This is a genomic window from Herbiconiux sp. (assembly GCF_023264895.1).
GTDB lineage: Bacteria > Actinomycetota > Actinomycetes > Actinomycetales > Microbacteriaceae > Herbiconiux.
This window is the reverse complement of record NZ_JAHFUY010000030.1, coordinates 25,149-39,519: the sequence shown is the minus strand read 5'-3', so window position 1 is coordinate 39,519 and position 14,371 is coordinate 25,149. Positions and strand designations below refer to the sequence as shown.

Genomic DNA, 14,371 nt, shown 5'->3' with positions numbered 1-14,371 from the left:
CCGGCCGACGCGAGGAGGTCGCGGACGACCGGGAGGGACATGCCGATGACGGCGGAGGGCGCGCCCGTGATGGAGCGGATGAAGGGGGCCGCGAGGCCGTCGATCGTGAAGGCGCCCGCCACGAGCAGCGGCTCGCCGGATGCGACGTAGGCGTCGATCTCGGCGTCGGTGATGTCGTCGGCGAAGGTGAGCTCGGCGTGGTCCGTGCGGCCGGAGCCGCCGTGACGCACCCCGCCGCGGTGGTCGACCAGCCAGTGCCCCGAGTGCAGCACCCCCGTGCCGCCGCGCTGCGCGAGCCAGCGCGAGCGCGCGACCTCGGGCCGGTGCGGCTTGCCGTAGGCGACCCCGCCGATCTCGAACGCCGAGTCGCCGCCCAGCACGAACCCGTCGAGCGGACCTGGTGCCCCCTGCGCCGCGAGCGTCTCGTCGAGGAGCCCTGCCGCGGCAGCGGCCACCACGGCCTCGGCCTTCGCCTCGGCGAGCAGCTGCACCATCTCGGCGGTCGTCATGGCCGGCCGGCCGGTGGCCTCCCGCGCGGCGGCCGAGGCCGCGACAGCCCCATCTTCGTCGACCTCCGAGGGCAGCACGATCGGCTCGATGCCGATCTGCCGCAGCAGCGCGAGACGGGCGGGGGAGGTGGAGGCGAGGTAGAGACGCACGGTGTCGGCCTTCGTGGAGCGGGGTGTGGGATGCTCGGAGGATGCCTGAGAACCGGAACGACCTCGTCGAGCTGAACATCGACAATGTAGCCCACGGCGGCGTGGCCGTGGCGCGACTCGAGGGCCGCGTGGTGTTCGTGGCCGACGCCATTCCGGGCGAGCGCGTGCTGGCCCGCATCGCCGACGACTCCAAGTCGTCGTTCTGGCGCGCCGACACCGTCGAGGTCGTCGAGGCCTCCGCCGATCGCGTGCCGCACGTCTGGCCCGAGGCGGCCCTCGACCGGGCTCCCGAGCAGCGGGCGGGCGGTGCCGAGTTCGGGCACATCTCGCTGCCCCGCCAGCGCGAGCTCAAGGCCGACGTGCTCCAGGATGCGCTCCGCCGGTTCGGCGGCGTCGACCGCCGGATCGAGGTGGAGGCGATTGGAGCGGATGCCGAAGGTGCCGCCGAGCAGGCCGGAGCCACCGCGCAGTCAGGAACGGGCACGCCGGCGGACCGCGCCCCCGGCACCCGCTGGCGCACCCGCATGCGCCTGCACATCGGCCCCGGCGGCCGCATCGGCCCCTACGCCGCGCGCAGCCACACCGTCGTGCCGATCGAGTCGCTCCCGCTCGCCACCGAGGCCATCGAGGCCGAGGCTCTGCAGGTGGCCGAGGCGCTGCGCCACGACCGCCAGGGTGCCGCGGCGGTCGAGTTCGTCGAGACCTCCGAGGGCGAGGTGCGCGTGTCGCTCGTGGCCGAGGAGCAGTCGAAGACCGGCGGCGGCGCAGGCGGTCGCGGCAACGGCAGCGGCCGGGGCGGAGCCAGGGGGCAGAAGGGCCGCGGCCGCGGTGCCGCAGGCAAGACCAGCGGAACCGGCGGCACAGACCGCCGCCTCCCCGACTCCTCCTCCGCCCGGGCCGACCGCCCCGCCACGATCGTGGAGCGGGTCGGCGACCGCGAGTTCCGCCTCGCCGAGAACGGCTTCTGGCAGGTGCACCGCGACGCCGCGGCCACCCTCTCCGACGCCGTGCGCTCCCTCACCCGGCACGACCTCTTCGATCCGCGCGCGGCCAACCACGACCTCTACGGCGGCGTCGGCCTCCTCGCCGCGGCTATGGCCGACGAGTTCGGCCCCGCCACCCGCATCACGAGCGTCGAGAGCGACGAGACGGCCACCGATCACGCAGGCGACAACCTCGCCGAGTGGATCGGCGCCGGGGCCGTCACGGCCCGGGTCGACCGCTACCTCACAGATCTCGAGAAGCAGGCCTCCGCCGAGGAGCGCCGCCGGCTCGAGGCCGCCACGATGGTGATCGACCCGCCTCGCTCCGGTGCGGGCAAGCAGGTCGTCGGCTCGCTCACGCGGCTCGGCGTGGCGCAGGTGGCCTACGTGGCCTGCGATCCGGTGGCGTTCGCCCGCGACGTCGCCCTCTTCCGCGAGTCCGGCTACGAGCTCGACGCCGCCCGCGCCTACGACCTCTTCCCGCACACCCACCACGTGGAGACCGTCGGCGTGCTCGTGCGGGCCTGACCCGCCGACACCTCCACCCGTAGGATGGGGCGGTGGACCCGAACCCCGACCGCGCTGACGACCGCGCCCCCGACGCCACCCCCTCCCCGGTGCGCGTGGCGATCGTCGACGACCACGAGTCGGTGCGCCTCGGCGTCCGCGCCGCCTGCCAGGAGGCGGGCTTCGAGGTGGTGGCCGCCAGCGCCTCGGTGAGCGAGCTCTGGGTGGCGCTCGCCGGCATCCGGTGCGATGTCGTGGTGCTCGACCTCAGCCTCGGCGACGGCTTCACGGTGACCGAGAACGTGCAGCACGCCCGTTCCATGGGGGCCGCCGTGCTCGTGCACAGCATCGCCGACCGCGTGGGGCTCGTGCGCGAGGCCCTCGCCGCGGGCGCCGCGGGCGTCATCCCGAAGTCGGCCGCCACGAGCGCCGTGATCGCGGCAATCGCCGCCGTGGCGCGCGGCGACGTGCTCAACAACCTGGAGTGGGCGAGCGCCATCGACGCCGACCGCGAGTTCGGCAAGGCCCAGCTCGCCCAGCGCGAGCGCGACGTGCTGCACCTCTACGCCTCGGGCCTGCCGCTCTCGCAGGTGGCGCTCAAGCTCAACATCAAGGTGTCGACCGCCAAGGAGTACCTCGACCGCATCCGCGCGAAGTACGTGGAGGTCGGCCGCCCCGCCCGCAGCAAGGTGGAGCTCCTTCGCCGGGCCGTGGAGGACGGCATCCTCGCCTTCGACGACAACGGGCATGTCCACTAGCAGCGGCCTCTCCGCCCGCGGGGTGGTGCCCCTCAGCCGCGCCAAGATCGACCGAGCGCTCGCCCGCCTGGTGGGCATCTTCGGGCTCGGCTTCGCCCTGCTCTCCCTGCCGGTGCTGCGCGACTCCATCGACACGCTCAAGCCCGACTGGGCCGTCGGGATCCTGATCGCCCTGTTCGGCAGCCTCGTGGTCGCGTGCGTGTGCTCGTTCCTCGGCCGCGGCGTGCGGGTGTCGATGGCCGTCGTGGCGTGCGTGTTCGTGCTGGCGCTCGCCCTCTGGCCGTTCGCCGTGCGGAGTCCTGAGGCGGCCCTCGGCACCCAGCCCTGGCTCTGGTACGTCGTCATCGTGTCGGTCGGCGCGGCCGCCATCTCGTTCACGCCGACCTGGGCGGGCGTCTACACGGTGCTCGTGCCGATCGTCTACACGGTCCTGCGCATCCTGCCCGCCGGGGGTGGAGCCTCCGTCCCGCTCGCCCTGCTCGACGCCACCTACACGCTCCTCCTCGGCTCGTTCCTCGTGATCGTGATCGCCTCGCTCCGGCAGGCCGCCTCGCGGGTCGACCAGGCGCAGGCCACCGCCGTGGCACGGTACGCGGCTGCGGCCAAGCGGGCCGCCACCGAGCAGGAGCGCACGAGGGTCGACACCGTCATCCACGATCGCGTGCTCTCCTCCCTGCTCGCGGCCGCCCGCAGCACCACGCCCGAGGATCGCCGCATCGCCGTGCAGATGGCCGAGCGAGCGCTGGTGGCGCTGCAGAGCGCCGACGCCGAGACCGAGGCCTCTCCCGACCTGCCCCGCACCGTGCTCGTCGAGCGCTGTCGGGCGCTCGCCGAGGCCCTCGCCGCCGACGTGGGCTTCGCGGTCGCGGGCTCGTTCGAGGGCACCCTGCCGGCGCGGGTGCTCGAGGGCGTCTACTCGGCGGTCGTGCAGGCCATCGTCAACAGCATCCAGCACGCCGGCAGCACGGATGCGGAGGGCCGGCCGGTCGCCCGCCACATCTCCCTGCTCGGTGACGCCCGGGAGGGCTTCACCCTGGTGGTGTCGGACACGGGATCCGGATTCGACCCCGACGCGGTCCCCGCCGACCGCCTCGGCATGCGCATCTCGATCCGCGAGCGCGTGAACTCGATCGGCGGCTCGGTGCAGGTGCGCTCCGTCCCGGGGTCCGGCACCTCGGTGATCATCGAGTGGCACGCGGGCCGGCAGCAGGAGGCGTTCGCATGATCTCGCTCCCGCGGCACCTGCTCGTCGGCCTCGCCGCCGCCTTCTCCGCCTTCCACGTGGTGCTCGGCGTCTACACGATCCGGATGCCGGACTCGGCGGTGCCCGCACTCGTCGCGATGGCGCTCTACGCGGCAGCGACCGTGCTGAGCCTCGCGCCGTGGCCCACGCTCCGGCTGCCCATGGGGGTCGCCGCGGGCAACATCGGGGTCACCGCCGTCGGGCTCATCCTCGTGCTCAGCCAGCTCGACGCCGCCGACGAGAATGGCTACGCCACCTGGATCGTCGGGGCGGTCGGCACCCTCATGACCATCACGGCCGTGCGTCAGCGGCCGTGGTTCGCCTGGGCGGGCATCGGGGTGATGGTCGTGGCGGTGCTCGTCTGGACGGGCGACCCGCTCCAGCTCCCCGCGCTCGGCGCCATCGGCGGGCCGGTGTGGGTGGGGGTCGCGCACGCCACGACCCTCACCATCGTGCGGGCCTCGCGCGATGCGCGCCTGCTCGAGCTCGCCGAGCAGCGGGCCGCGGAATGGCAGGCGCAGGAGGAGGCGGAGTTCTTCGAGCGCCGCCTGCGGCTCGGCCAGATGGACTCCGAGGTGGCGCCCATGCTCCGGCGCATCGTGACGGCCGACGGCGAGCTGACGGCCGACGAGCGGCGCGAGTGCCTGCACCTCGAGGCGGCGATGCGCGACGAGATCCGGGGCCGTCGGCTGCTCGACGACCGGGTGCGGAACGCGGTGCGCGACGCCAGGCGGCGAGGGGTGGAGGTCACGCTGCTCGACGACGGGGGGATCGACGACCTCGACTGCACCGCCCACTCCCGGGTCACCGCGGTGATCGCGCGCGAGATCGGCGGCACGACGGCGGATCGGGTGGTGGTGCGCACGGCGCACGACGACGACGAGGTGGCCGTGACCATCGTGGGCCTCCGCGACGCCGATCCGGCGCGTGCGAGCGAAGGGCTGGAGGAGGAGCCGGAGCTCGATCTCTGGCTCGAGGTGCCGCGCCAGGGCGACGAGGTCTGAGCCCGGCGCCGAGGCGGAGAAGAGAATATCGAGTCAGGGCGGCAACCCGAATGCCGCCCTGACTCGCCCCCGGAATACGAGCCCGCTTACCCTAGTCGACCCGTATCCGGCAGTGCAGCTCCGGAGAGACGCACCTAGCACTACCTATCCTGCGGTCCCGGATGCGCGTGCACAGTCGGTTGTTCGGAGGACATTTTCGCGACCCGGCACAGAGATCACCCAGTCGGCGTCCAGGTTGACGGCGGTCGGCGGACGGCGGATCAGCCGGAGAACGCGCGCCAGACCCCTGGTCCCGGATGCAGGGGGCTGCGAAGGGCCCGCTGGCTCCGTTCCCAGGCCGAGGGCTCGATGATCACCTCGGAGTGGAGCTCGTCGAGCTCCTCCTCGATCGCGGCCTCGAGAACCGCGGTCACCGCGGCGAGCTCTTCGGCGGTGATGCCGGACGACACCACCTGAAGGGGGGTGTCCGGGAGGTTCGATTCGTTCACATCGACGAGGCTACATTAGAACCCAGCAACCAAAGGGGAATCGCGGGCATGCAGAAGACCATCGCATTCGTGGGGCGGTACCTCGCGACGGTTCCGCTCAGCATCGGCTTCGCCGTGCTCATCGTCGCCACCTCCCTCGCCGCCGGCACCTTCTTCGGCCCCGCCTCCGAGATCACGCAGAAGACCTGGGCGGCCGGGGTCACGACCACGGTCGATGCGGGCCACTGGTGGACCATCCTCACCGCGATGTTCATCCCCTGGGACCCGTTCCAGCTCGTCGCCGGCGTCGTCTTCTCCCTCGTGCTCCTCGGCGTGGCGGAGCGGCTGCTCGGCCGGCGACGCCTCGTGCTCGCGTTCTTCGCCACCGGCATCCTGGGCGTGGGGCTCGGTGTGCTGCTGCAGTGGCTCGGCTCGCTCGCCGGCGAGTGGTGGGCCGACGGCACGAGCATCGACCTCACGGTCGACCCGCTCACCCCCATCATCGGCTCGCTGCTCGTGGCGAGCGGCATGATGGGCCCGCTCTGGCGGCGCCGGGTGCGGCTCGTGGCGTTCGGCTTCCTCATCATGTTCGCCCTCTACGTGGGCGACACCTCCACCGTCTACCGCCTGATCGCGGGCATCGCCGGGCTCGTCATCGGCTACCTGCTCTCGGGTCGGCGCGGGCAGAGGATGCTCTGGCTGAAGAGCTCGTTCGGCGAGGTGCGCGTGCTCATCGCCACGATCGTGCTCATCACCGCGGTCGGCCCGCTGGTGTCGTGGCTCGACCCGTCCGGCAGCGGCGCGTTCGGGCTCGCCGGGAGCTTCTACGGCGACATCTTCCCGAGCGCATCCGACATCTCGTCGCTCTGCTCCACCGCCACCTCCCAGGTCTGCGACGACGTCAAGAAGCTCTCCGCCCTCGGCGGCATAGGCCCGATCGTGCAGACCTTCGTGCCGCTCGCCCTGCTGCTCGTGGCCGCGTGGGGTCTCCGCAAGGGCCGCCGGTTCGCGCTCTGGCTCGGCATCGTCACCAACCTCGCCATGATCGCGCTCGCGCTGGTGTTCCTCGGCCTCGTCGGCAGCTTCGTGCTCGGCGACACGGCCACCACCGACGACCTGCCGGCGCTGCAGGCGATCGACATCGGCGAGTACGCGGTGTGGCTCGGCTCCACGGTGCTCGTGCCGCTGGCCGTCGCCGTCCTGCTGTTCGTGAACCGGCGCCGGTTCGCGCTCAAGGCGCCGCGGGAGGCGTTCATCCGCTTCGCCGTGATCGTGGCGGGGGCCTTCGCGGTGCTCTCGCTCATCTATATCGTGGCCAGCATCCTGACCCTCAGCTCGCTGACGCCCGCCGGCACCACGGTGGTCGAGGTCGTCTTCGACGTGCCGCGCCGGTTCCTCCCCATCACCCTGGTGGGGGTGACCGGAGACGTCATCATCCCGCCGCCGAGCCCCGCGCTGTTCGTCTTCCACTGGGTGGGGCCGCTGTTCTGGGTCGTGTTCACGATCGCCGCCTTCCAGCTCATCGCCTCGATGGAGCAGCGCGTGCAGGTGGGCGACCACCAGCGCATCCGCGCCCTGCTCCGCCGTGGTGGCGGCGGCACCCTCGGCTGGATGACCACCTGGCCCGGCAACGTGTACTGGTTCAACGAGGCCGGCGATGCGGCGGTGGCCTACCGCGTGATCAACGACGTCGCCATCACGATGTCCGACCCCGTCTGCGCCACCGGCGACGAGCGGCAGACCGTGCGCGACTTCGCGCGCTTCTGCGACAGCCACAGCTGGATCCCCGTGTTCTACAGCGTGCACTCGCAGTACCTGCCGTTCTTCGAGGAGATGGGCTGGTCGCACATGTCGGTGGGCGAGGAGACGCTCATGCACCCGCAGACGCTCGAGATGGCGGGCAAGTCGTGGCAGAACGTGCGCTCGTCGCTCAACAAGGGCGTGCGCGAGGGCATGACGACGGTCTGGACGACCTACGACGAGCTGTCGCGGTCGATGATCTCGCAGATCAACGCCATCTCGGAGGCCTGGGTCTCGGAGAAGGAGCTGCCCGAGATGGGGTTCACGCTCGGCGCACTCGAGGAGATCAAGGATCCGGATGTCGCGCTCATGCTCGCGCTCGACGCCGACGGCCGGATCGCCGCCGTGACGAGCTGGCTGCCGATGTACCGCGACGGTGTCGTCGTGGGCTACACGCTCGACTTCATGCGCCGGGGCGACGGATCGATGCCCGGCGTCATGGAGTACCTCATCGCCTCCTCCGCGCTGCACATGAAGGAGCTCGGCGTGGAGGTGCTCTCGCTCTCGGGGGCCCCGCTCGCCACCGCGCCCGTGCCGAAGGGCTCGGAGGCGCCCGCGCCGACCGTGATGACGGAGCTCGCCGACTTCCTGGCCAAGACGCTCGAGCCGGCCTACGGCTTCTCGTCGCTGTTCAAGTTCAAGGCCAAGTTCAACCCCACCTACTCGACGATCCACATGGCGTACCCGGATCCGCTCGGCCTCCCGGCGATCGGTGCGGCGATCGGCCGAGCGTACCTCCCGTCGATGTCGGCGAAGGAGACGGTGGCGCTGGTGCGCACGCTGGCTGGTAAATAGCTGCGCCGCCCCCTGTGCGGCGCAGGCGACATGCGATGCCGGCGTCGGATGGCGTCGCTGCGCGGCGTCATCCGACGACGGTATCGCTCTGGGTCGGCGAGTAGGGCCTGTTACGTGGTGGTGCCGCGGGGGTGGGGTCAGCGAGAGGTTCGGTGCGGGGGTTCGCCGAAGCGGGCTCTGTAGGCTGCGGCGAAGCGGCTGAGATGGGGGAAGCCGACTGCGGGGGCTACGGATGCCACCGTGGCGGTGGGGTCTGACTGGAGGGCCGCTCGGGCTCGGTCGAGGCGCAGGTCGCGGAGGTAGCGGAGGGGGCTCATGCCGAAGCGGCGGTGGAAGGCGTCGTGCAGGGAGCGCTGGGAGACTCCGGCGACTCGGGCGAGGTCGGCCGCGGTGAGGTCGGAGGCGTAGTGGGCCTCGAGGTGGTCGACGACCGTGCGGATGACGCGTGGTGAGGGAAGGGCGACCGGGGCGAGGAGGTCGTCGGTATAGGTGTGGCCGTGGCCCAGCAGGAGGGCGCTGACGAGGGCATCGTCGAAGTGCCGTGCGATCCGAGGATCGAGACCGGAGCCGCCCGCCGATTCGACGGCCCGGCTCGCGGCGATGACGGCTCCGGTGACGGCACCGCCCGCGCCCTGGCGGTCGAGGAAGGGGGAGAAGACGAGCGGGCGGGAGTCGACCCGGGTGAGGCGGCCGAGGCGCTCGAGGAGGGCCGTCTGGTCGATGCGGGCCACCAGGAGTCTCAGGTCGCCGCTCCAGCGCATCCGCACGGGGCTGCCCTCGGAGAAGACCGCGCCCGTGCCCGTGCTCACGGGGTGCCAGTCGCCGTCGTGCTCGACCTCGAGGTGCCCGGCCATCGGCACGTGGACCGTGGAGTAGCCCTCGAGCGGATCGGAGAAGATCTCGGTGGGCGTGCAGTACTCGAACCACAGCAGCGCCGAGGTCTCGAGCTGAGCCGCCTGGATGCGGGCCCGCATGGTGGTCGTGCGCTGGGGCAGGTGCATCCGGTGCCTGCTCATCAGCTTCGCGGCGGCCCGGTACACGTCGTCGGGGTCGGAGGCGGCGACGACCGGGAAGGCGCGGAGCGGCCGGATCGATTCCATCGGCACCTCGTCGTGCATCGTCGGACGGGCTGGTGTCCCAGCATTATGCGCACGCGGTGGGCGCGATCTCAACCGGATCGGCTGCCGGATCCGGATGCCGCCTGCCGGAATCGGATCGAGTCGACGCGGTGCGTGCGACTAGCGTCGCGGCACCGGCACTGCAACGGAGGAGACCGCCATGACCATCACCGCACCCGCCACCACCACGATCGCGTCGGGAGACGACGTGCTGCGCGCCGTCGAGCGCATCCAGGGGGCGCTCCGCGAGAACGCGGCGCGCGCCGAGGCCGAGCACCGCGTGCCCGAGGAGTCGATCGGGCTGCTCGAGCGGGCCGGCGTCTTCCGCCTCACCGCTCCCGTGGGCTACGGCGGCCTCGAGGCGCCGCTCACCGACCAGGTGCGCATCCTCTCGGCCATCGGCCGCGCCGACCTCTCGACCGCCTGGGTCTGCTCGCTGCACACCGTCGGCACCTACTTCGTGGGCCACTACCCGGACGAGGCGCAGCGCGAGGTCTTCACGAGCCCCGACACCCGCGTGGCCGCCATCTTCAGCCCGGGCGGAACGCTCACCCCGGTCGAGGGCGGGTACCGGCTGAGCGGCCGATGGCCCTTCAACACCGGATGCCGTTCTGCGGCGTGGGATGCGCTCGCCGCGGCCGTCGACGAGGGCGCCACCGCGGGCGGGCCGCCCCGCATGCTCCTGCCGCTCGTGCGGATGGAGGAGCTCAGGATCGAGGACGACTGGGATCCCTCGGGTCTCGCCGGCACCGGAAGCAACGCCGTCGTGGCCGACGACGTCTTCGTGCCCGAGCACCGCACGCTGCCGCTCATGGAGGCGCTCGGTGGCCTCAATCTCTCCGAAGCCACGAAGGACTCCTCGCTCTACAAGGCGGCGTTCTTCCCCACGGTGCTCGTGAACAGCATGGGCGCACCGGTGGGTGCCGCCCAGGGTGCGCTCGACGCGTTCCTCGATCGGCTGCCGGGCCGGAAGATCACCTACACCTCGTGGGTGCAGGCCGAGGCGCAGATCACCCACGTCGAGCTCGCCTCGGCCGCGACCGACATCAAGGCCGCCGAGCTGCTGCGCGACGATCTCGCCCGCCGCCTCACGGAGGCCGCGGAGACAGGCCGCGACCTGAGCGTGTTCGAGCGCGCCGAGATCCGCGGGCAGTGCTCCCAGGTGGTGCGGCTCGCGCGCCGGGCGGTGCGCACCCTGTTCGACATCTCGAGCGCGTCGGCGATCCAGCGCTCGGTGCCGATCCAGCGCATCCATCGGGATCTGGATGCACTGTCGTTGCATGCGGCACTGGCGATCAACACGAACTTCGAGGTGCACGGGCGGGTGCTGGCGGGGCAGGAGGCGGGGACGCCGTTCCTGTGATCGGCGGAGGTGTGCGCGGGGTGTGAGGGTGTTTTTGCTGCGCCGCCCCTCGTGCGGCGCAGGCGACATGCGATGCCGGCGTCGGATGACGTCGCTGCGCGGCGTCATCCGGCGACGGTATCGCTCTGGGTCGGCGGGTAGGGCCTGTTGCGTGGTGTGGGCCCTGGGGGTGGGCTACAGCGGGATGTTGCCGTGCTTCTTCGGGGGGAGTGATGCGCGCTTGGTTTTGAGGGCTCGGAGGGCCTTCGTGATGGCTACGCGGGTGGCCGCCGGCTCGATGACGCCGTCGAGTTCGCCTCGTTCGGCCGCGAGGAAGGGGCTCGCCACGTTGTAGGTGTACTCGTTGGCGAGGCGGGTGCGCACGGCCGCGACGTCTTCGCCCGCCTCCTCGGCGCGCTTGATCTCGCCGCGGTAGAGGATGTTGACGGCGCCCTGACCGCCCATCACCGCGATCTCGGCCGTGGGCCAGGCGAGGTTGATGTCGGCACCGAGCTGCTTTGAGCCCATCACGATGTACGCGCCGCCGTAGGCCTTCCGGAGGATGACGGTCACGAGCGGCACGGTCGCCTCGGCGTAGGCGTAGAGCAGCTTCGCGCCGCGCCGGATGACGCCCGTCCATTCCTGGTCGGTGCCGGGCAGGTAGCCGGGCACGTCGACGAGGGTGAGGATCGGGATCGAGAACGCGTCGCAGAACCGCACGAAGCGGGAGGCCTTCTCGCCGGCCTCGATGTTGAGCGTGCCTGCCATCTGGCTCGGCTGGTTGGCGACGATGCCGACGCTCCGGCCCTCGATCCGCGCGAAGCCCACCACGATGTTGGGGGCGTACAGCGGCTGGGTCTCGAGGAACTCGCCGCCGTCGACGAGGTGCTCGATGACGGTGTGCACGTCGTAGGGCTGGTTGGGCGAATCCGGGATGATCGTGTTGAGCTTGCGGTCCGCATCCGTGATCTCGAGCTCGACCTCGCTGTCGTAGGAGGGGAGCTCGGCCAGGTTGTTCTGCGGCAGGAAGCTGAGCAGGGCGCGGGCGTAGTCGAGCGCGTCGTCCTCGTCGCTCGCGAGGTAGTGGGAGACGCCCGAGACGCTGTTGTGGGTGAGCGCGCCGCCGAGCTCCTCCATGCCGACGTCTTCGCCGGTGACGGTCTTGATGACATCCGGACCCGTGACGAACATCTGGCTGGTCTTGTCGACCATGATCACGAAGTCGGTGAGGGCGGGGGAGTAGACGGCACCGCCGGCCGCCGGGCCCATGATGATGGAGATCTGCGGGATGACCCCCGACGCGGCCGTGTTGCGGCGGAAGATCTCGCCGTACTTGCCGAGCGCCACGACACCCTCCTGGATGCGTGCGCCGCCCGAGTCGAGCATGCCGATGATCGGAACGCCCGTCTTCAGCGCGAGGTCCATGACCTTGATGATCTTCTCGCCGGCGACCTCGCCGAGCGATCCGCCGAAGATCGTGAAGTCCTGGGCGTAGACGGCCACTTGGCGGCCGTGGATGGTGCCGGTGCCCGTGACGACGGCGTCGCCGTAGGGCCGCGACTTCTCCATGCCGAAGGCGTGGGTGCGGTGGCGCACGAACTCGTCGATCTCCACGAAGCTGCCGTGGTCGAGCAGCTGCTCGATGCGCTCGCGGGCGGTCTTCTTGCCGCGCTTGTGCTGCTTCTCGATGGCGGCGGCCCCGGAGGCCGTCACCGCCTCGTGGTAACGGTTCTTCAGGTCGGCCAGCTTGCCCGCCGTCGTGTACATGTCGGGCTGGTCGGTCGTCGCGTCTTCACTCACGCCGTTCACTCTACCGGCCACCCCTCCCGCCCCTTCGTTGCCGAAACCTCCAACAGCCGGGCGCGGTCGGGTAGCTTGGCGGCATGCATCTGCCTCATCGAGCTCCGCATCCCCGTTTCCCGCTGTCGTCGGCGACGGCGTCGCGGTTCGAGTGGATGGCCAGGGCCGGGTCGACGAACGAGGTGCTCGCGCAGGCGGCGGCCGGTCCGTCGGCGGCGGAGTGGCCGGATCTCGCCGTGGTCGCCACCGACGACCAGACCGCCGGCAAGGGCAGGCTCGGTCGCACTTGGAGCGCTCCGGCCGGTTCGTCGCTCGCCATCTCGGTGCTGCTGCGCCCGCACGACGACGAGGGGCGCGCCGTGCCGGTCGAGCGCTGGGGGGTGCTGCCGCTCCTGGCGGGCATCGCCATGGCGCAGGTGGTGCACGGGCTCGCGCACCGGAGCGCCGTCCCCGTGGGGCTCAAGTGGCCAAACGACGTGCTCATCGGCAGCCGCAAGGTGTCCGGCATCCTGGGCGAGCTGCTTCCGGATGCGTCGGGTCTCGTGATCGGGGCGGGCGTCAACCTCACGCTCACCGAGGAGCAGCTGCCGGTGCCGACCGCCACGTCGCTGCTGCTCGCCGGTGTGCAGGAGATCGATCCGGATGCGGTGCTCGCCGGCTACCTGCACGACCTGACCGTGCTCTACGACCGTTGGCGGGCATCCGGGGGCGATGCGGTGGCGAGCGGGGTGCTCGACGACGCGGTGCGGATGTCGGTCACGCTCGGCCGCGCGGTGAAGGTGGAGCTTCCGGGCGGGGTCGTGCGGCGGGGTGTCGCGCGGTCGCTCGACGAGGGCGGGCGGCTCGTCGTGGAGCTGCCGGACGGCCAGGCGCCGCTCGTGGTCTCGGCGGGCGATGTGACGCACCTCCGGCACGACGACAGCGGAATCGGAGATTCCCGGTAAAGAATGAGGGCATGACCCCGCGCCCCTCCTCCGACGCCACCGAGCGGTTCGGGTGGGGTGCGGCCGGATCCCCGTCCGACGCCGACCAGCGCACCACGCGGTATCCTGTGCCGCCGCAGCCCGAGCGGGTGCCGTATCCGGTGCCGCCTCCTTACCCCGGGGGGCCGGGGGCCGGTGGTGGGCCTGGGTTCGCTGAGCCCGGATTTGCTGAGCCCGGGTTCGCTGAGCCTGGTTTGGCTGAGCCCGGATTCGCCGACCTAGGCTTCGGCGACACCGATCCGGGCACCCACGGCGACGACGGCAGGGGCGACCCGTCTTCCGGCCACCCGGGCTACGGCGGCTACACCACCGCGGTCGAGCCGACGCCCGAGGCCATCCTCGTGCGCGTGCGACCGCATGCCCGCCGCCTCACGTTCCCGGTGCTGATCCTCTTCGCCACGGCGGCGGCCTACGGCTGGTTCGGCGGACGCTTCGTCGAGGAATGGCAGAACTGGGCGGCGCTCGCCGCGGCCGGTGCGCTCGTCTTCTTCGGAACGCTGCTGCCCTTCTTCGCCTGGCTCGGCCACCGCTACACGGTCACCACCCGCCGCATCATCGCCCGCCGAGGCCTCTTCGTGCGCGACCGCCAGGACCTCTACCTCGCTCGAGTCACCGACGTCCGCCTCCGCCGCACCCCCTTCCAGGCGGCGGCCGCCTCCGGCGACATCCGCGTCACGGCGGGCCCCGACCTCACCGTCGTCCTCCACGACATCCCCTCGGCCCGCCTCACGGCCGACCTCCTCGGCGCCCTCACCGAGCACCCGATCCCCACCCTAGGCTGACATCGGCATGCTGATGAGATAATCTCATCTCCATGCAGCTTCGCTCGCTCTCCATTCTCGCCGCCGGTGTCGTGGTGCTCGTCGTCGCCGGAGGGATGGGGGCCACGGCCCAGGCGGCCCCTCGCGCCTT

General features: G+C 71.7%; 12 protein-coding genes. 8 read left to right on the top strand and 4 right to left on the bottom strand.

Features of this window, described 5'->3' with window-relative positions:
• A partial coding sequence (locus Q0D57_RS07000) for a Maf family protein (RefSeq protein WP_291040327.1) occupies positions 1–659 on the bottom strand: 659 nt, incomplete at its 3' end.
• 41 nt (positions 660–700) lie between these two features.
• On the opposite strand from Q0D57_RS07000, the gene Q0D57_RS06995 reads away from it, so the two are divergent.
• The 4 genes from Q0D57_RS06995 to Q0D57_RS06980 are packed head-to-tail and all read left to right on the top strand — an operon-like array spanning position 701 to position 5,154.
• Positions 701–2,170 (top strand): class I SAM-dependent RNA methyltransferase, encoded by a 1,470-nt coding sequence (locus Q0D57_RS06995; protein WP_291040325.1) that lies wholly within the window; start codon positions 701–703, stop codon positions 2,168–2,170.
• Between the two features lie 32 nt (positions 2,171–2,202).
• Entirely contained in the window at positions 2,203–2,907 is a 705-nt protein-coding gene (locus Q0D57_RS06990; RefSeq protein WP_291040322.1) for a response regulator transcription factor, read from the top strand.
• The gene (locus Q0D57_RS06985; RefSeq protein ID WP_291040320.1) at positions 2,897–4,132 is read left to right on the top strand and encodes an ATP-binding protein; all 1,236 of its coding nucleotides are present in this window, start codon (positions 2,897–2,899) and stop codon (positions 4,130–4,132) included. Before Q0D57_RS06990 ends, Q0D57_RS06985 begins: the two co-directional genes overlap by 11 nt.
• Positions 4,129–5,154: a hypothetical protein gene (locus tag Q0D57_RS06980; protein WP_291040314.1), complete on the top strand. Its 1,026-nt coding sequence runs from the start codon at positions 4,129–4,131 to the stop codon at positions 5,152–5,154. The genes Q0D57_RS06985 and Q0D57_RS06980 overlap by 4 nt, the downstream gene beginning before the upstream one ends.
• A 260-nt stretch (positions 5,155–5,414) precedes the next feature.
• On the opposite strand, the gene Q0D57_RS06975 is transcribed toward Q0D57_RS06980, so the two are convergent.
• Entirely contained in the window at positions 5,415–5,642 is a 228-nt protein-coding gene (locus Q0D57_RS06975) for an acyl-CoA carboxylase subunit epsilon (RefSeq protein WP_291040311.1), read from the bottom strand.
• Positions 5,643–5,690: 48 nt separating this feature from the next.
• On the opposite strand from Q0D57_RS06975, the gene Q0D57_RS06970 reads away from it, so the two are divergent.
• The gene (locus Q0D57_RS06970; RefSeq protein ID WP_291040309.1) at positions 5,691–8,216 is read left to right on the top strand and encodes a phosphatidylglycerol lysyltransferase domain-containing protein; all 2,526 of its coding nucleotides are present in this window, start codon (positions 5,691–5,693) and stop codon (positions 8,214–8,216) included.
• Between the two features lie 137 nt (positions 8,217–8,353).
• On the opposite strand, the gene Q0D57_RS06965 is transcribed toward Q0D57_RS06970, so the two are convergent.
• Positions 8,354–9,316: an AraC family transcriptional regulator gene (locus tag Q0D57_RS06965; protein WP_291040307.1), complete on the bottom strand. Its 963-nt coding sequence runs from the start codon at positions 9,314–9,316 to the stop codon at positions 8,354–8,356.
• Positions 9,317–9,494: 178 nt separating this feature from the next.
• Between Q0D57_RS06965 and Q0D57_RS06960 the strand changes: the two genes are divergently transcribed.
• Entirely contained in the window at positions 9,495–10,697 is a 1,203-nt protein-coding gene (locus Q0D57_RS06960; protein ID WP_291040304.1) for an acyl-CoA dehydrogenase family protein, read from the top strand.
• Between the two features lie 174 nt (positions 10,698–10,871).
• Here Q0D57_RS06960 and Q0D57_RS06955 read toward each other — a convergent pair whose 3' ends face one another.
• Positions 10,872–12,443 carry an acyl-CoA carboxylase subunit beta gene (locus Q0D57_RS06955; RefSeq protein ID WP_291040347.1) on the bottom strand — a complete coding sequence of 524 codons (1,572 nt, stop codon included), beginning with the start codon at positions 12,441–12,443 and terminating at the stop codon, positions 10,872–10,874.
• A 116-nt stretch (positions 12,444–12,559) separates the two neighbouring features.
• Here Q0D57_RS06955 and Q0D57_RS06950 point away from each other — a divergent pair, with 116 nt between their 5' ends.
• Together Q0D57_RS06950 and Q0D57_RS06945 are read left to right on the top strand one after the other, a co-directional pair.
• A complete protein-coding gene (locus Q0D57_RS06950) occupies positions 12,560–13,420 on the top strand; it encodes a biotin--[acetyl-CoA-carboxylase] ligase (RefSeq protein ID WP_291040301.1) in 861 nt (286 codons plus the stop codon).
• Positions 13,421–13,653: 233 nt separating this feature from the next.
• Positions 13,654–14,241: a PH domain-containing protein gene (locus tag Q0D57_RS06945; protein WP_291040299.1), complete on the top strand. Its 588-nt coding sequence runs from the start codon at positions 13,654–13,656 to the stop codon at positions 14,239–14,241.
• Positions 14,242–14,371: the final 130 nt, after the last annotated feature.